This window comes from Microbacterium sp. CJ77 (assembly GCF_002911615.1).
In the GTDB taxonomy this organism is placed as follows: domain Bacteria; phylum Actinomycetota; class Actinomycetes; order Actinomycetales; family Microbacteriaceae; genus Microbacterium.
The window spans coordinates 433297-451164 of sequence record NZ_PQBR01000023.1 but is presented as its reverse complement, the minus strand read 5'-3'; the positions used below and the strand labels follow the sequence as shown (position 1 = coordinate 451164).

General features: G+C 68.3%; 14 protein-coding genes and 1 pseudogene. 6 read left to right on the top strand and 9 right to left on the bottom strand.

Going from position 1 to position 17868, the window contains the following annotated elements; all coding sequences use genetic code 11:
- The first annotated feature begins 131 nt into the window (after positions 1–131).
- Both C2868_RS14010 and C2868_RS14005 read left to right on the top strand, forming a co-directional pair.
- Positions 132–700 (top strand): annotated as a pseudogene (locus C2868_RS14010) (HhH-GPD-type base excision DNA repair protein).
- A complete protein-coding gene (locus C2868_RS14005) occupies positions 697–3570 on the top strand; it encodes an NB-ARC domain-containing protein (RefSeq protein WP_100812734.1) in 2874 nt (957 codons plus the stop codon). The pseudogene C2868_RS14010 and the gene C2868_RS14005 overlap by 4 nt, the downstream one beginning before the upstream one ends.
- A 23-nt stretch (positions 3571–3593) precedes the next feature.
- Here the strand turns inward: C2868_RS14005 and C2868_RS14000 are convergent, their stop codons facing one another.
- The 3 genes from C2868_RS14000 to C2868_RS13990 form a co-directional block, all read right to left on the bottom strand.
- Positions 3594–4412 carry an ABC transporter permease gene (locus C2868_RS14000; protein WP_100812733.1) on the bottom strand — a complete coding sequence of 273 codons (819 nt, stop codon included), beginning with the start codon at positions 4410–4412 and terminating at the stop codon, positions 3594–3596.
- On the bottom strand, positions 4409–5431 hold the full coding sequence (locus tag C2868_RS13995) for an ATP-binding cassette domain-containing protein (protein WP_100812732.1): 1023 nt from the start codon (positions 5429–5431) through the stop codon (positions 4409–4411). Before C2868_RS13995 ends, C2868_RS14000 begins: the two co-directional genes overlap by 4 nt.
- Before the next feature lie 265 nt (positions 5432–5696).
- Positions 5697–7082: a glycine--tRNA ligase gene (locus C2868_RS13990; protein WP_100812731.1), complete on the bottom strand. Its 1386-nt coding sequence runs from the start codon at positions 7080–7082 to the stop codon at positions 5697–5699.
- Between the two features lie 196 nt (positions 7083–7278).
- Here C2868_RS13990 and C2868_RS13985 point away from each other — a divergent pair, with 196 nt between their 5' ends.
- Positions 7279–8754: an NAD(P)/FAD-dependent oxidoreductase gene (locus tag C2868_RS13985; RefSeq protein ID WP_100812730.1), complete on the top strand. Its 1476-nt coding sequence runs from the start codon at positions 7279–7281 to the stop codon at positions 8752–8754.
- 131 nt (positions 8755–8885) lie between these two features.
- On the opposite strand, the gene C2868_RS17290 is transcribed toward C2868_RS13985, so the two are convergent.
- The 6 genes from C2868_RS17290 to C2868_RS13955 all read right to left on the bottom strand — a co-directional run bounded on the left by C2868_RS17290 (position 8886) and on the right by C2868_RS13955 (position 13400).
- Positions 8886–9323 carry a hypothetical protein gene (locus C2868_RS17290; RefSeq protein ID WP_146048076.1) on the bottom strand — a complete coding sequence of 146 codons (438 nt, stop codon included), beginning with the start codon at positions 9321–9323 and terminating at the stop codon, positions 8886–8888.
- An 8-nt stretch (positions 9324–9331) separates the two neighbouring features.
- Entirely contained in the window at positions 9332–9874 is a 543-nt protein-coding gene (locus C2868_RS13980; RefSeq protein WP_100812729.1) for a hypothetical protein, read from the bottom strand.
- 1135 nt (positions 9875–11009) lie between these two features.
- Positions 11010–11579, bottom strand: coding sequence for a hypothetical protein (locus C2868_RS17285; RefSeq protein ID WP_146048075.1), 570 nt, complete (start codon positions 11577–11579; stop codon positions 11010–11012).
- A gap of 317 nt (positions 11580–11896) precedes the next feature.
- The gene (locus C2868_RS13965) at positions 11897–12247 is read right to left on the bottom strand and encodes a hypothetical protein (protein WP_100812726.1); all 351 of its coding nucleotides are present in this window, start codon (positions 12245–12247) and stop codon (positions 11897–11899) included.
- A gap of 15 nt (positions 12248–12262) precedes the next feature.
- Positions 12263–12556, bottom strand: a complete 294-nt coding sequence (locus tag C2868_RS17280) for a hypothetical protein (protein ID WP_146048074.1) — start codon at positions 12554–12556, stop codon at positions 12263–12265.
- 55 nt (positions 12557–12611) lie between these two features.
- Positions 12612–13400 (bottom strand): alpha/beta fold hydrolase, encoded by a 789-nt coding sequence (locus tag C2868_RS13955; RefSeq protein WP_100812724.1) that lies wholly within the window; start codon positions 13398–13400, stop codon positions 12612–12614.
- A 63-nt stretch (positions 13401–13463) separates the two neighbouring features.
- Between C2868_RS13955 and C2868_RS13950 the strand changes: the two genes are divergently transcribed.
- The 3 genes from C2868_RS13950 (at position 13464) to C2868_RS13940 (ending at position 17844) form a co-directional block, all read left to right on the top strand.
- Complete coding sequence (locus C2868_RS13950; RefSeq protein ID WP_100812723.1) at positions 13464–14762, top strand: peptide synthetase; 1299 nt, start codon at positions 13464–13466, stop codon at positions 14760–14762.
- A 103-nt stretch (positions 14763–14865) separates the two neighbouring features.
- On the top strand, positions 14866–16272 hold the full coding sequence (locus C2868_RS13945; protein WP_100812722.1) for an MFS transporter: 1407 nt from the start codon (positions 14866–14868) through the stop codon (positions 16270–16272).
- Positions 16273–16341: 69 nt separating this feature from the next.
- Positions 16342–17844 (top strand): peptide MFS transporter, encoded by a 1503-nt coding sequence (locus C2868_RS13940; protein ID WP_103663500.1) that lies wholly within the window; start codon positions 16342–16344, stop codon positions 17842–17844.
- The last annotated feature ends 24 nt before the right edge of the window (positions 17845–17868 follow it).

Genomic DNA, 17868 nt, shown 5'->3' with positions numbered 1-17868 from the left:
GGCACGTGACGTCTACCGTGTCGTCGGTGAGAACCGCCGGCTGGGCCCGGTCGCACGCTGAGCGCGGTGGGTCGGCGCGCTCGTCGCGGGCGCGGTGAGCGCCCGGTGGGATCGAGTGGGAGACTGAACGCATGACGCTGCACATCACGGGCGACGCGGCCGCGGACCGCCTTTTGAGCGATGACCCGCTGGCCCTGCTGATCGGCATGCTGCTCGACCAGCAGGTCGCCATGGAGACGGCCTTCGCGGGGCCGCTCAAGATCCAGGAGCGCGTCGGCTCGGTCGACGCCGCGACCCTCGCGCGCTATGACCCGGAGAAGCTCGTCGCGGAGTTCCAGAAGACGCCGGCCGTGCACCGCTACCCGGGATCCATGGCCGGGCGCGTGCAGTCGCTCTGCACCGCGATCAAGGACGACTGGGACGGGGACGCCTCGGCCATCTGGACCCGCGATGCCCCCGACGGGCGCGAGGTGCTGAAGCGCCTCAAGGCTCTGCCCGGGTTCGGCGAGCAGAAGGCGAAGATCTTCCTCGCGCTGCTCGGCAAACAGTACGGGTACGCGGGAGAGGGTGGCGTGAGGCATCCGCTCCGTACGGCGAGGACGGTTCGTTCCGCAGCGTCGCCGACATCGTCAGCCCGGAGTCGCTGCTGAAGGTGCGCGCGCACAAGCAGGCGGCGAAAGCCGCCGCGAAGAAGGCGTGAACGCGGTCCCCCGGGGCACCGCGCGGCGAGACATGCGTCTGCAGTTCTTCGGGGGATTCGCGATCGAGGCGGACGGCGCCGCGGTGGTCGTGCGCGGTCGCGGCCAAGAGGCGCTGCTGTTCCGGCTCGCCCTCGACGCGGGAACGGATGTCAGCTACCGCACGCTCACCGAGGACATCTGGCCCGAGGATCGCCCGGCGGACCCGCGGGCATCGCTGCAGTCGCTCGCGTCGCGCCTGCGCCGTGAGCTTCCCGAGGGTGCACTCGAAGCGGTACCGGGCGGGTATCGGCTGAACGCGTCCCGCTCGGACGTCGACATCGTGCAGTTCCAGGACACGGTGGAGGAGGCCCGGCGTGCGGACCCGGCCACGGGTGCCGCACTCGCACGCGCGGCCCTCGCGCTGTGGGCCAGCGAGCCCTGGACGCCCGGCGACGGCTTCGCGTGGGTGCTGCAAGACCTGCGCGACGACCGTGCGCACGCGCTGCGCCTCGCGGCGGTCGACTCCCCGCGACCGGTCGTCCTCGATACGGACCCCGTGCCCGCGCCCCTCACCGCCCTGGTCGGTCGGCACGACGAACTGGACCTGATCGCGACCCAGCTGGACACCGAGCGCCTGGTGACGCTTCTCGGCCCGGGCGGAGCGGGCAAGACCACCTTGGCCCTCGAGACCGCGCGCCGCCGGCCCGGCTCCCTGTTCGTCGAGCTCGCTCCGGTCACGCGCGGCGAGATCTGGAACGCCCTCGACGGAGCCGTGGGGCGTCGGATGCGTGTCGCGGAGACGACGAACGTGCCCGCCACGCCCCGCGAACGCACCCTGCAGGCCCTACGCGGGCGCGAGATGCTGCTCGTGCTGGACAACTGCGAGCACATCGCGGGGGCGGCCGCGACCGTCGCGCGCGACATCCTGCTCGCCGTGCCGGGCGTGCGCATCCTCGCGACCAGCCGCGAGCCCCTCGGCGTGACGGGCGAGGCCTTCGTCGATCTCGGTCCACTCTCCCCGGAGGACGGCGAGGAGCTCTTCGCCCGCCGCGTGCGCGCCGCGCGGGGCACACCACCGCACGGCGCCGAGGTCGCGGAGGCGACGCGGATCGTCGCGCGCTTGGACGGGCTGCCGCTCGCCATCGAGCTCGCCGCCGCGAAGACGCGCACTCTCACGTTCGCCGAGATCGATCGCGGCCTGGACGACCGATTCACGCTGCTGAGGTCCGCGACGCGTGTCGGGGATACCCGGCACCAGACGCTGCGGGCGCTCATCGACTGGAGCTGGGACATGCTGTCGCCGGGAGAGCGCACGGCGCTCATGGCGATCGCGGTCTTTCCCGACGGCGTCGGTGCGGAGGATCTCGAGGGGATCGCCCCCCGTCTGGCGGTCGCGGCCGCCGATGTCGATGCCCTCGTGGATCGATCCCTGCTGCGCCGCAGCGAAGGTCGGTATCGGATGCTCGAAACGGTCCGCGACTACGGGCGCGACCGGCTCCGCGAGGACGGGACGCTGGAAGGGGCCAACCGTCGGCAGGCGACGGTCATGGCCGAACTCGCACTCGGCCACGACGCGCGAACGCGCGGCCGTGACGTCCGCTCGGCCGTGGCCTGGTTCGACGCCAACGAGGACAACCTCGTCGCGGCCACCCGGTGGTGCGCGACCGCCGGCGACACCCGGCTCGGCGTCTCTCTGGCGCGGGGACAACTGTGGGTCTGGATGATGCGCGAGCGGATGGACGAGATCCAGACGGCGCTGACCGCCTTCGCGCCCGCGGCCGTTGCCCTGGAGTCCGAACCCGAGGTCATGCTGAGTGCCGTTGCCCTGGGTGTCGAGGTGTTCCGCCTGGAGCGCGGCGAGTCGACTCCCGACAGCATCGAGCGCCTCGCGCGGCGAGCCGACGACATCATCGCCGCGGCGGCGCGACATCCGTCGGACCTGACACAGGCGCTGCCCGCGCTCCTTCCGGCCCTGATCGAGATCCCGCGCGACCCGGACCGCGCGAAGGGATGGTCGCGGAGCTACGTCATCCATGACGTGCTCGACGCGGACGCGCCCGAATGGACCCGCGGACTGGTCGCCGTCATGCGGGCGGCGGCCGCTCAGAACGACGGAGACCTCGAGACTCTCGGCGTCACGTCCGAGACCGCGCTGGACACCTTCCGGCGCATCGGCGACCCGTGGGGCACGGCGCTGGCGAGCCAGATGCGCGCCGAGTGGCTCGTCCTGAACGGGCGGCTCGACGAGGCGCTCGCGATCTCCGACGCCGCGACACCCGGATTGGAAGGCCTCGCCACGCCCTGGGACATCGTGCAGCAACGCGCGCAGTGCGTAGGAGTGCTGCTGCGGATGGGACGGATGGACGAGGCCCGCGCGCGACTCGCGCAACTCATCGAGATCGCAGACGCGGCGGGAGGCGACCGGGTGCGCACGCAGGTCGCCTACGTGCAAGCATCCGTCGACATCGCCTCCGGCGAAGCGGACGCAGCGCTACGCGCCCTGGAGCGCGTCTTCGAACCCGCGCAGTCGATCCCCGAACAGCTGACGGCGTGGGGCCACTCGAAACGGGCTCAGGCACACGTGATGGCGGGACGCCCCGACGAGGCGCGCGATGCGCTGCGCGTGGCTCTTCCGGTCGCCCTTCGTACGGGTGACCAGCCGATCATCGCCGACGTCGTGGTGAGCATCGCCGCGTGGCTGACGGAGACGGGTGAGCCGGTCGCCGCCCGGCAGGCGCTCGTCACGGCCGACAGGTTGCGCGGTGGGCCTGACGAGAGCGACCCGTTCATCGCCCGCCTGCGTCGCCGCCTCGACGACGAGGGGGCGCCGGAGATCCCGACGGATCCCGACGCCCCCGACCCGGAGTCGCTGCTGGCGCTCCTGCTCTGACGCCGACCTGAAGCCGGCGCGGTTCAGGCCTTGCGCATGTAGGCGCGGACCGTGAGCGGCGCGAACACCGCAACGACGACCGCGGCCCCCAGCAGGGCGAGCCACACATCGCCGCCGAACGTCCCGGCGTTCACCAGGTCGCGAACGGCGGTCACCAGATGCGAGACGGGGTTGATGTTCACGAACCACTGCAGCCAGCCCGGCATCGTGTCGGCCGGGACGAAGGCGTTGGAGAGGAACGTCAGGGGGAACAGGATCAGGAACGAGATTCCCTGCACCGAGCCCGCCGACCGGGCGATCACGCCGAAGAACGCGAAGATCCAGCTGAGCGCCCAGGCGCACACGATCACGAGGAGTCCCGCGACGACCACGGCGCCCAGGCTCACGGGACGGAATCCCATGATGAATCCCATCGTGAACGTCAGCGTCGTGGCGATCGCGTAGCGCACGGTGTCGGCGAGCAGGGCCCCCGACAGCGGCGCGATGCGGGCGATCGGCAGGGATCGGAACCGGTCGAAGACCCCCTTGTCCATGTCTTCGCGCAGCTGGACGCCGGTGACGACGGAGGTCGTGATGACCGTCTGGACGAGGATGCCGGGGATGATGATCGGCAGGTAGCTCTGCACGTCGCCCGAGATCGCGCCGCCGAAGATGTAGGTGAACATCACGGTGAACAGGATCGGCTGGACGGTCACGTCGATGAGCTGCTCGGGCGTGCGCCGGATCTTCAGCAGGCCACGGCCGGCCATGGTGAAGGTGTTGGCCAGCGTCTGACGCAGGCTCGCGTGGTTGACGAGCGGACGCCCGCCGGCACGCGTGAGGGTTGCTGTGGTGGCGCTCATGCGCGTACTCCTTCGTGGGTCGCTTCGGCCGGGGACTCGGCCGCGCCCGGATCGTGGGCCGCGACATCGTCGGCGGGGATGCCCTTGCCGGTCAGGGCGAGGAAGACCTCGTCGAGCGTCGGCTGCTGCACGCTCATCTCGGTCAGGTGCAGGCGCTCGTCGCGGAACGCGAGCAGGAGGTCGGCGACGCGATCGGGATCGCTCATCGGCACCGTGAGGCGTCCGGCCTCGGGCGAGACGATCGCGTCGACACCGAGCACGCGCGAAACGACGCGTGCCGCGTCCTCGATGGACGACCCGGGTCGCAGCCGCAGGATGAGCGAGGCCTGGCCGACGGATGCCTTCAGTTCGAGCGCGGTTCCCTCGGCGACGACGCGCCCCTCGTCGATGACCGCGATCCGGTCGGCGAGCTGGTCGGCCTCATCCAGGTATTGCGTCGTGAGGAGCACCGTCGAGCCCGAGGCGACGAGGCGCCGGATCGTGTCCCACATTTGCCCGCGCGTGCGGGGGTCGAGACCCGTCGTCGGTTCGTCGAGGAAGATGAGCGGCGGCTGGGCGATGAGGGATGCGGCGAGGTCGAGCCGGCGGCGCATGCCGCCCGAGAATTTGGCGAGAGGTCGCGATGCGGCCTCGGTGAGGTGGAACTCCTCGAGCAGATCTCGCGTGCGGCGCTTCGCATCCGCGCGCGAGAGTCCCAGCAGGCGCGAGAAGATCATCAGGTTCTCGGTGGCCGACAGCTTGTCGTCGACCGACGCGAACTGTCCCGTCAGGCCGATCAGCTGTCGCACGATCTGGGGCTCGCGCGCCACGTCGTGGCCGAAGATGCGGGCCGTCCCGGCATCCGGTCGCAGGAGCGTCGCGAGCATGCTGATCGTCGTGGTCTTGCCGGCCCCGTTCGGGCCGAGCACGCCGTAGACGGTTCCCGCCTCGACGACGAGATCGACGCCGTCCACGGCGCGGTTCGAGCCGAAGGACTTCACGAGTCCCGCGGCCTCGACGGCGTAGGTGTATTGGGTCATGGTGTGTGCCTTTCTGTGGCGTCGCACCATGATGCGCCGCGGGCGCTGTCACCCCGCTGTCACGCGGGCCCGGGCGCTGTCACGAGGCATCCCTCGCTGTCACGACCGTGCGCGCGACGAACGCCGAGCTCGCCGCTTAGCGCCGAGTCCGCCGCTTGCTCACCGCGAAGAACGGACGGACTCGGCAACAACGGGCGGACTCGGCGAGGGAGGACGCGGATGCCGGGGGCGCCATGCTCCTGCAGGAGCACGCCGCGGGTGCGGGTCAGGCGCCGCGCAGGCGCTCGGCGAGGTAGGCGTAGACCTCGGCCAGCGGAACGCGCTCCTGGGCCATCGTGTCGCGGTCGCGCACCGTGACCGCGCGATCCTCGAGCGAGTCGAAGTCGACCGTGACGCAGAACGGGGTTCCGATCTCGTCCTGGCGGCGGTACCGGCGGCCGATCGCGCCGGCGTCGTCGAAGTCGATGTTCCAGTTGCCGCGCAGGTCGGCGGCGAGCTCGCGCGCGATCGGCGAGAGCTGCTCGTTGCGAGACAGCGGGAGAACGGCGACCTTGATCGGCGCGAGGCGCGGGTCCAGGCCCAGCACCGTGCGGGTGTCGGTTCCGCCCTTAGCGTTCGGCACCTGCTCTTCGCGGTACGCGTCGACGAGGAACGCCATCATCGCGCGCGTCAGACCGAACGAGGGCTCGATCACGTACGGCGTGTAGCGCTCGCCGGTCGCCTGGTCGAAGTACGACAGGCTCTGACCGGATGCCTCGCTGTGGCTCGTGAGGTCGTAGTCGGTGCGGTTGGCCACACCCATCAGCTCACCCCACTGCTTGCCCGGGAACCCGAAGGCATACTCGACGTCGATCGTGCCGGCGGAGTAGTGCGCGCGGTCCTCCTCCGGCACGTCGTAGCGGCGCATGTTGTCGGGGTCGATACCGAGATCGATGAACCAGTCCCAGCACGCCTCGACCCAGTGCTCGAACCACTCCTGCGCCTCGGCGGGGGGCGTGAAGAACTCGATCTCCATCTGTTCGAACTCGCGCGTGCGGAAGATGAAGTTACCCGGCGTGATCTCGTTGCGGAACGACTTGCCGACCTGGCCGATGCCGAACGGCGGCTTCTTGCGCGATGCCGTGAGCACGTTCGTGAAGTTCACGAAGATGCCCTGCGCCGTCTCGGGGCGCAGGTAGTACAGGCCCGACTCGTCATCGACGACGCCGAGGTAGGACTTCACCAGGCCAGAGAACGCGCGCGGCTCGGTGTACTGACCCTTCGTGCCGCAGTTCGGGCACGGGACATCCGCGAGTCCGTTCTCGGCCGCACGGCCCTTGCGTGCCTCGAAGTCCTCGATCAGGTTGTCGGCGCGGAAGCGCTTGTGACAGTGCAGGCACTCCACGAGCGGGTCGGTGAACGTCGCGACGTGACCGGATGCCTCCCACACGCGCTTGGGCAGGATGATCGACGAGTCGAGGCCGACCATGTCGCCCCGGCCGCGCACGAACGTCTGCCACCACTGGCGGCGGATGTTCTCTTTCAACTCGGTGCCGAGGGGCCCGTAGTCCCAGGCCGAGCGCGAGCCGCCGTAGATCTCACCGGCCTGGAACACGAAGCCGCGGTGGCGGGCGAGGGCGATGACCTTATCGAGGCGGGACTGTTCGGCCATGGTGGCTCCAATGGTCGGGGTGGGGTCGGGGGCGAGATGAGTGTGGGCGCAGAGCGCGAGATCACGGGCGCGGCGGGGCTGTCATCACGGGAGCGGCAGAGCCGCGCATCCTTTCTCGATCTTAGTCCGGGGCGCTCTGTGGGACCGCCAGGGTAAGACCCGCCCACGGGCGCACCCGCAGGCCTAGCATCGGAGGATGAGCGAGCGCGTGTTCGATGTCGTGGTGATCGGTGCGGGACCCGTGGGCGAGAACGTCGCGGATCGTGCGGTGCAGGGCGGACTGACCGCCGCGATCGTCGAGGGCGAGTTGGTGGGCGGCGAGTGCTCGTACTGGGCGTGCATGCCGACCAAGGCCCTGCTGCGACCGGGGGCCGCCCTGCGTGCGGCGCGGAGCGTCCCCGGCGCGCGCGAGGCGTTCGGCGCACCCCTCGACGTCGAGGCCGCGCTGCACTTCCGCGACACCGCGACGTCGGGGTGGGATGACGCGGGCCAGGTGTCGTGGCTCGACAGCGCGGGCATCACCCTCGTCCGCGGACACGGTCGGATCGCCGGTGCGCGCCGCATCGAGGTGACGGCTCCGGATGGCTCCGTCGAGACGCTCGTCGCACGCCACGCGGTCGCGGTCTGCACGGGGACGTCCGCGATCATTCCCGACATTCCCGGGCTCACCGACGCATCCCCGTGGACGAACCGCGAGGCCGCGGCCGTCCAGATCGTGCCGGAGCGCCTCGTAATCGTGGGCGGCGGGGTCGTGGCCGCCGAGTTCGCGACGGCTTTCTCGAGCCTCGGCGCGAAGGTGACGATGCTCGTCCGCGGCGATGCACTCCTCACGTCGAACGAACCGTTCGCGGGCGAACTCGTGCTCGCCGCCTTGCGCGACGCGGGGGTCGACGTGCGTACCGGAACATCCGCAACGCGCGTCGAACGTACAGCGGATGGCTCACTCACCGTCTCTCTCGGCGACTCCCCCGACAGCGAGGTGCTGCACGCCGACGAGATCCTGATCGCCACGGGACGCCGCCCCCGCACGGACGACATCGGGCTCGATTCGATCGGGCTGGAGGCGGGACGCTCCCTCCGGACGGACGACACCCTGCGGGCGCTCGACGCGGACGGAAAGCCGGTCGGCGCCGAGGGCGACGAGCCCGGCTGGCTGTACGCGGTCGGGGACGTGAACGGCCGGGTGCTGCTGACGCACCAGGGCAAGTACCAGGCGCGTGCCGCCGGGGACGTCATCGCGGCCAGAGCCCTCGGACAGCCGATCGACGACGCCCCCTGGGGTCGTCACGTCGCGACCGCGGACCACGCCGCCGTGCCGCAGGTCGTCTTCACCGAGCCCGAGGTCGCGGCCGTGGGCATCACGGCGGCCGAGGCCGAGCGTGCCGGCCGCGAGGTGAAAGTCGTCGACTACGACCTGCACAACATCGCCGGAGCCTCCGTCACCGCGAAGGGCTACACCGGGCAGGCGCGCCTAATCGTCGATCCGAAGACCCGCACGGTTGTCGGGGCGACCTTCGTGGGGGCCGGTGTCGCGGATCTTCTCCACTCGGCGACGATCGCGGTCGTCGGGGAGGTTCCGATCGAGCGCCTGTGGCACGCGGTGCCCTCGTACCCGACGCTGAGCGAGGTCTGGCTGCGGTTCCTCGAGGCCCTCGGTCGCGACACCGCTTAGCCGTAGCTCTCGCCGCGGTCGCTGAGCCTATCGAAGCACATGGGCGTCCTGCAGCGATCTGAAAGATCCTCTCGGGGAATCAGAACTTCCACAAGACCCGGGGCCATTCACTCCCAAAGCCGCGGGTCCACTCACCATCCGCCGACAACCACGAGTACCATCCCGGGCAGCAGGAAGATGGCAGTCAATAGCCGCGCTGTTCCGCGCGCTGAGCGCATCGCCCGGCGTCCCGCAAGATCATTTTCTGCAACGCGACGCATGGATCTATTGATGGCATAGTGACGCGCGGCGAGCACGGACAACCCGATCACGACAAGTGCCGCTCCACCAAACAACGCGAGCGCATCGCCGGGAGATTCAACCGCGATGCTGCCGCAGGCCTCCGCCCGCTGGTTGTAGGTAACCAGACTTCCGACGAGGCCGATAGGCGACGCAGCACTCAACGCCCAACGCGGGAGAGCTGCTCCCACGCGCGCATTTGCGTTTCCTTCCCCTCGGTAGAGGGTGGCGCACCAGTCTGTAATCCAGTCGCCAGCTATCAGCACAATCGCGCTGAACACGGCGATCACAACTACTGCTACCCACCCATCTCGATGATCGTGACCTGACCGGCCGTGTGGGCAAGTTTCAACCCGCCCTGATGCCACCCGGTTTGTTGCCCGTTCAACCCCGCATCATCCGACGCCACCGTCCCGATCGCACGGGTGGTGGGGTCCAAGGGCTGCCCGAACGGGTCATACAACCTGAGCGCACCCGTCGACGTCCCACCACCGGTCGCGATCGAATGTCCCAGGATCCCCGGATACGACCACGACAACCCGGCACTGGTCGCCTCCACACTCACCCCGCCGGGCAGTGACAGTTCACGGGTCAGCTCACCCGCGGCCGATACTGACCCCCACGGCGAATCCGACCCACCGGCGTGCAGGAACTTCGTTGTGGATGCCGGTTGTGCACCCGCCGGATCCACCGTCCGAGCAACCACCCGACCCGACGCATCCCGAGCAACCGTGACCGTCGTGCCATCCGAATACGTCATCCCCGCATGACGACCACCCGCGTCATACGCGATCGTGATCCCACCCAGAGATGTGATGTCACCCCGGGCGTTGAAGTTCACCTGACCCGCCGCGAGGCCATCCGCAACACCGGCCCCGGAACACTCGTCCCGGCAGCCTGATTCACCTCCACCGCGACCACGTTCCACTGATCCGCCGTCGGAGCAGACGCACCCACCGTCACACTCGTCCCGACACCAACACCGGATCGGTGACGCGCTGCACCCACGGATCGTCGCCGAGCGATTCAACGCTTTCTCACGCCTCGATACTTCGAACTCCGAGGTGGAAGATCAATAGATCTGTCAAGACGCGGGATGCAACTGAGAATCAAGCGCCCGGATGTCGGCCGCAGACCATCCCCGCAAGTCCGCGAATCCATGACGTACAACGACCGCATGCAATTCGCTGCCATCCTCGAAGAGGAAACGGGCGAGAGGACGAGTGAACGGGCTTCCTTGCGCGGGCTCAACCGATGCCCCCGCGCGCGGGAAGACTGCGATCGGCGACCGGCTGCCCGCCTCCCAAATGGCTATGTGAGGTCCCGTCAACGACAGCCATCCCTTCCCCATAGTGCGGAGATCTTGCTCCGATCTCGGGCGATAGAGCGCAGCCCGCTCGAACAGAACGACAACCAGGTCGCCTGACTTGTCACGATGTTCACGCGCTGAACGGGCAACTCCTCCGTGACGGAACGCGACCAGGATGCCCAGCCCAGCTACGAGAAGCGCGACCATCCCAAGCACGTAGACTCGAGTGCCCTCCGACTCAGGGGGGAAGAAGACCATCCCGGCTAGCAGACCAACCACCGCCACCACCGACACAGAGAGGCGAACCCACAAGCGTTCGGTCGTGCGCAAAATCGGGAGGTTCCGCAACATGTGGTGCTGCAACTCTCTTGACGAGGAGGCCAACTCCCCAGAGTTGGACGTTGAATACGAAAGAAGCTGGTTCAGGAGCTCCCAAGAATGTCATCAGGATCTCGGAGTCGGTCGTGGGGGACTCGTGGGCACGGCGTGGGCACGCGCGATCTGGCCATACCTACACGTCTGTGCGGCCGTCCTCTTGTCGGGCCGAGCCACTCTGCATCACCACTCTCCCTTCGCCCTCCCGCCATCGTGAACAGCAAATGGGCAGTCGACTCGGCCTCCCATAAGTAAGTCGTCTCGGCCGTCCGATGGTCCACACCTGAGCCGCCTAAATCATCAGCAGCAGAATCCACCCGTCCACAATTGCAAGCCCGATGAAGGCCACCGCGAGAACCACCGTGGGGACCCGAGATTCGGAAGAGCGCGAGCCATCGGCCACGGCACCGCGACTTCCTTTTGCTCGACGCAGACCGACGACAACCGTGATGGCGCCCGCCAGGAGAAGACTGATCGCCAGACCCGAGACCACGACGACCGGCATTGAGCCTGCCGGATTGCTCTCCGAGAATCGCGCAAGCCTAAGGCCAGCCTGCACCAAGAAAACCGTTCCGATAGCGAGGCTAACTATGCTCGCACCGAGCAGCTGCGATGGGTTGGCGTTTCGTGTGGCTCGACCCCGGAACGGAATTCCCGGGGTTAAGTTCAACGCGCTGACGATGGAACGAGCTAGCCAGGCGCGGAACACAAGCATCAACGCCGAGGCAAGAGCACAGATCGTTCCCAACGCCAGAAACCATAGTGCTTCGGCGGGAACGTTAGCTACGTGATCCAGAAGCTCACCCCCAGGCACCGTGGCAGGCAATCCACCCGTTGCAACTGGAGCGTATACCTGCTGCATACTCAACACCTCCCCCAAAAGAAGCCGTCGGCGCGACTCCGACGCCAACGTGATCGTCGCGGAACCTGGGAACGTCCACTCCAACCCCGTCGTCCGACCCGCACGATCCCGCGTGACCGCGTTCAGGCGTGAACCGCCCGCATAGGTAAGCGACGGACGCGCGCTGCTGCAACGCAGAATACGACGGCGTGCCTCAATGCTCGAACCAGCCTGGCGCAGTTCGATCCGACAAATACGACCCGTCCAGATAGCCCTTCACCCGCGCTCAGGGGATATCTTGTCCTTCCTCTCCCATCGCCTCATCGAACGCAGCAATCTCAGTCGATCATCAGCTCCGCGCCCCGTGTCGCTGCCTCACGCAGCATGTCCGCGCTGACCGCAATGCCCCTGGCAGCCTCAGGCCCACTCAACGAGACTCGGATAGACACCTCGGTGTGGTGTATCGACGGGTGATCTTCGCGCCATCGGTCGACTCGAGTCAATGCTTCGCTCCAGAAATGGAGAAACTCGCCTTGCCGAAGTTCACCATCATCTTGCGCTATCGTCGCCGAAATCATCGTGTCCATTGCGGGCATCATTTCAATATCGACCCCGTTGTCGGTGACGTTCTGCTCCCAGAAGTAAACGACCGCGCTGCAGATCAGGAGCGGCTCTTCCTCGTCACTCACTCTTCTACACCTTTCTCAACCCGTGCCCGGTGCCTTTACGGCGTTGCCCGCGACGCCAACAAGAAGCACACCCACCCCTACCGCCACAAGCGGGCCCCAATCTATGGACGGGCCGATAGGCGACGGCGAACTATGAGGATCGAGATACTCATCGATGTTGTCAACCACGTTGCCATCACCACCCTCAATCCCGACGTCGCCAGTTTCTACGTTGATCTCAATGTCGGGGTTCCGAGATGGCCCCATTCCCCGGATGCCGGGCGGATTCTTGATGCGGTGAATCGCGTCGGTGCCGGTTGCCTCGAACATCCCCCCAACGGTCGCTGAGCTTGTCGAAGCGACCACCGGAGCACCTTCGACAAGCTCAGGGAGCGAAGCCGGTCGTCGCGACGTGCTCGGCGAACAAGCCGGGCCACGCCATGATGCCGTAGGGCGTCCGCGCGATGACGATGCGACTGTCCGGGATGAGCTCGTGCAACTTGTTGGCCGTCTTGACCGGATGCGTCCGGTCGCCCGTCCACGCGAGGATCAGTGTCGGCACCTCGATGCGCCCGATCGCCTTGCGGTCCGGCAGATCGGTGGAGGCCGCACCGCGCATGATCGTCGGCAGCAGCTTCTCGCTGATCGATGGACGGGTCTCGGGCATGTCGGCGAGCGCTGGCGGCACGGGCGCTGTGCTGCCCGCCTCGACGAACGCGCCCATGCCGTGCTGTTCGACCAGGTCCGCGTTCTGCAGATAGGTCGCGGCCTGCGCGCGACGGCTACCCCACGCCGTCGGAGGCACCACGAGCGTCAGGCTCGCGAACCGCTTCGGCTTGCGCACGGCCGCGTGCAGCAACGTGCCGGTGCCCATCGACGGCCCGATGCCGTGCACCTTCTCACCCGGCGCGACATGGTCGAGCAGCGCGAGCAGGTCCTTCGCCAGGCGGTCCCACCGGTAGGCCGACGGATTCTTCCCGCCCGTGGATCCGCCGTGACCGCGCGCGTCGTACCGCAGCACGCGATGGTCGCGCAGCGCTCGGCCGAGATCGAGACCCAGCTGGGCATCCCGGACACGACTCGAGGTCAGCCCGTGCAGCTGCACGACCAGCGGGCCGGTGTCGCCCGTGATGTCGTAATCGAGCGTGGCGCCCCCGACGTCGAGTGTGGGCACGAAACCTCCGGTTGCAGGCGGGAGTCACAGGCACGAGATATTCGCCCCCTAGACTACGGCGCCATGCGCCTGACGAATGTCGCCCAGATGACCCTGCCCCGGGGCACGCTGCAGAGCTTCGTGACGCGCGCGTCCGAGCACACCGGACGCCCCCTGCCCATCTCGTTCGACCAGCGTCGGCACGTCGGTCTGGGCGCACGTCCGGGCTCGTGGATGGCGGTCGCGTTCCGGCTTCCCGAGGCGGCGACCCTCGACGACGTCGCGGTCGCGTGGATGGCAGTCATCGGGCGCCACGGCACGCTGCGAAGCGCGTTCTCGTACGACGAATCCGGCGAGCTCGCGCTGCACGAGATCGACATCGTGGGCGGCGAGTGGCTGGAGCATCCGGTCGGCGACGACCAACTCACGCGCGATGTGCTGCGGGGTGTCTTCGATGCCGCGTGCTCGCCGTTCGAGCGGCCCTCGCACCGCGTGTGCGTCGTCGTTCCCGATGACCCCGACCCCCTCGATCCGCGGCCGACCGCGGTGATCGGATCCGACCACGCCCACGTCGACATGTGGTCGCTTCTCGTGCTCGTCCGCGACATGATGACCGAGCTCTCCGGAGGTCCGGACGCCGAGCCCGTGCCCGCGGCTTCGTTCGCCGAGCACTCCGAGCTGCTCGAGAGGATGCCTCCGGCCCCGGTCGACGTGCAACGGCGCTGGAGCGACATCCTGGCCATCGAGGCCGGCACGATGCCCACCTTCCCCCTCCCCCTCGGTGATGTCTCGGCCCCGCGCAGCGAGATCGTCGAGGTGCGAGACGTGCTGTCGGCTGCCGAGTCCCGCGCGTTCGAGGGGCACGCCACCGAGCGGGGCGTGCGGATGACAGCGCTGGCATTGTCGGTGCTCGCCGAGGCGACCGCGCAGATGAGCGGCGTGCCTCTGCGCGCCGTCTTTCCCGTGCACAGCAGGAACGAACCGCGATGGCATGACTCGGTGGGCTGGTTCATCACGAACTCGGTCATCCATTTCCACGAGACCGACCCCCTCGCATCCGCCAGCGCCGTCAAGGATGCACTCGCGCTCGGTTCTTATCCGCTCGCGCCGATCTTCGCCCCGTACGGCGGCATGCCCGCGGGACCCGGGATGTTCGCGATCTCGTGGCTCGACACCCGCCGGCTGCCGCACGTCGACGACGCGCTGGGGATCCAGTACGTCTCGGCCGTCATCCAGACCGACGGGGTCATGATCTGGTTCATCGTCAACGATGACGGGCTGCACCTACGCTGCCGATACCCCGATACGTCGGAGGCGCGGACGAATGTGGGCGCCTGGCTCGACCGGATCGAGAACGGGCTTCGGGCCGTCGTGGCGCCCTAGCAGCCGTACTGTCGCCCGGGCCGTGGCCCGCACACCTCCCGCGCGCCGATAGCCTGACGTCGTGGGTTCACGCGACGCAGGGGACAGAAAACGCCTGACCCATATGCCGCCGCAGGGCGCGATCGTCGCCGTTCTGGCCCTCGCGGGGCTGTGCGCATCGTTCATGTACACCCTGGTCGTGCCGATCCAGGCCCAGCTCCCCGAACTGCTCGACGCATCCCGCGAAGACACCGCGTGGGTGGTCACGGCCACACTTCTGACCGCCGCGGTCGTCACCCCGATCTCGGGTCGCCTCGGTGACATGTACGGAAAACGGCGCGTCGTCATCGCGCTCCTCGTGTGCCTGATCATCGGCTCGGTCATCGCGGCGCTCTCGACGCACATCGTCGGCATCATCGTGGGACGCGCTTTGCAGGGCGCCGTCACGGGAGTCGTGCCGCTCGGAATCGCCATCATGCGCGACGTCGTCCACCGCGACCGGCTCGGCACATCCGTCGCCCTGATCAGCGCGACGATGGGGGTCGGCGGTGCGCTCGGCCTGCCGCTCAGCGCTCTCGTCACCGAGGCGGCCGACTGGCATGTCCTGTTCTGGATCGCCGCGGGGCTCGGTGTGGTCGTCCTCGTCCTGGTCGTGTGGATCGTGCCCGTCAGTGTGCTGCGAACGCGCGGCAGCTTCGACTACGTCGGAGCTCTCGGGCTCGCGGTGGGACTCACCGGCATCCTGCTCGCGATCTCACGCGGAAACGAATGGGGCTGGACGAGCGCCCCCACCCTCGGCTGCGGGTTCGGCGGCATCGCCGTCCTGCTCGTCTGGGGGTGGTACCAGCTGCGCGCCGCCGAGCCGCTCCTGGACCTGCGCGTGGCGGCCCGGCGACCGGTGCTGCTCACCAACCTCGCCTCGATCGGGATGGGCTTCGCGCTCTTCGGGTCGAACATCATCTTCCCGCAGCTCCTCGAACTGCCCGTCGGGTCGGGCGCCGGCCTGGGGCTCTCGCTCATCGGCGCCGCGCTCGTGGTCATGCCCGCGGGTCTCGTGATGATGGTGATCTCTCCCCTCGCCGGGCGCCTGGAACGGACGATCGGACCCCGAGCGCTGCTGACCGGCGGCGCCATAGCCCTCGTCGTCGCGTACGCATTCGTGTACTTCTTCTCGGACGAGGTGTGGCACATCCTGCTCGCCAACATCCTCGTCGGCATCGGTATCGGGCTCGGATTCGCAGGCATGCCGATGCTGATCATGCGCGCCGTGCCCGCGAACGAGACCGGGGCATCGAACGGACTGAACGCCCTCTTCCGCTCGATCGGCACGAGTGCGGCGGCGGCCGTGCTGGGTGCCGTACTCGCCGCGATGTCGCAGTCTTACGGGGGCATTCCGGTGCCGACCGCCGCGGCGTTCCAAGCGTGCTTCCTGCTCGCGGGGGGAGCCGCCGTCATGGCGCTCGTGTTGTCGCTCCTCATCCCCCGGCACGGCCCCCCGGTCGACCACGCGTCCATCCCCGACGGACGCTGACGCCGCGGGAGCGCGTCAACGGCGCGCGGCAACGGCCGGAGGGCGCCGGGGGCTACTAGCCTGGCGCCCATGAGCGACGCACCTGGCTCCCGGTCGGCATCGACCGACGAAGCATCCGTCACCCGACAGACGGGCAGCCGTGACACCCGATTCTTCGGGCAGCCGTGGGAGCTCGCGCACGTCTTCGGCGTCGAGATGTGGGAGCGCTTCAGCTTCTACGGCATGCAGGGAATCCTGCTGATCTACCTGTACTACTCGGTCGCCGAGGGCGGCCTGGCGATCCCCAAGCCGATCGCGGCGGGGATCGTCGGCGCCTACGGAGGCGCGGTGTACCTGTCCACGATCCTCGGGGCGTGGATCGCGGACCGCCTGCTCGGCTCGGAACGCGTGCTCTTCTCCAGCGCGATCGTCATCATGGCCGGGCACATCGCGCTCGCCCTGTTGCCCGGCGTGACGGGAGTCGCGGTGGGTCTCGTGCTCGTCGCCGTCGGTTCGGGCGGGCTGAAGGCGAACGCGACCTCCGTGGTCGGTACGCTCTATTCGGCCGACGACCCCCGCCGGGATTCGGGCTTCTCGCTCTTCTACCTCGGCATCAACCTCGGTGCGTTCCTCGGTCCGCTGCTGACGGGCCTGCTGCAGACCACGCTCGGGTTCCATTGGGGCTTCGGTCTCGCCGCCGTCGGTATGGCGTTCGGCCTGATCCAATACTCGTTCGGACGACGCCAGCTCCCCGATGAAGCCCGCCGGGTACCCAACCCCCTGCCTCGCTCACGTCGTCCGCTCGTCGTGGGCATCGCCCTCGGCGGGCTCGCGGCGGTCGCTCTCGCGGTCGTCTTCGGGTTGATCCGCGTCGAGCACCTCTCGCTGGTCGTCATCGTGGTCACGCTGATCGCGACGGTCGCCTACTTCGCCGTCATCCTGTCCAGCAAACGAATCACGGCGACGGAGCGCTCGCGCGTGCTGGGGTTCATCCCCCTCTTTCTCACGAGCGTCGCATTCTGGTCGCTGTACCAGCAGCAGTTCACGGTGCTCACGATCTACTCGGACGAAAAGCTCAACCGCGACCTGTTCGGATGGGAGATGCCGGTCTCGTGGGTCCAGTCGATCAATCCGGTGTTCATCATCATCCTGTCGGGCGTCTTCTCGGCACTGTGGCTGAAGCTCGGGCGTCGTCAGCCGTCGACCCCGGTCAAGTTCGCGCTGGGTGTCGCGATCATGGGTGTCGCTTTCCTCCTGTTCCTGCCCTTCTCCGGTGGCGGCGCGAACTCGACACCGCTGCTCGCGATCGTCGGCATCCTGTTCGTCTTCACGGTCGCGGAGTTGCTGCTCTCGCCGATCGGGCTATCGGTCAGCACCAAACTCGCGCCCGAGATGTTCCACACGCAGATGGTGGCGCTGTTCTTCCTGTCGGTCGCGCTCGGAACCGCGATCTCGGGCTGGCTCGCGCAGTTCTTCGACGTCAACGACGAGGTCCCCTACTTCGCGATCCTCGGTGCGATCGCCATCGCGGTCGGACTCGGCATGGTGCTGGCCGTGCGGCCCGTCCTGAAGCTCATGAAGGGTGTGCGCTGACGACCGTTTCGCGCCCACGGCGCG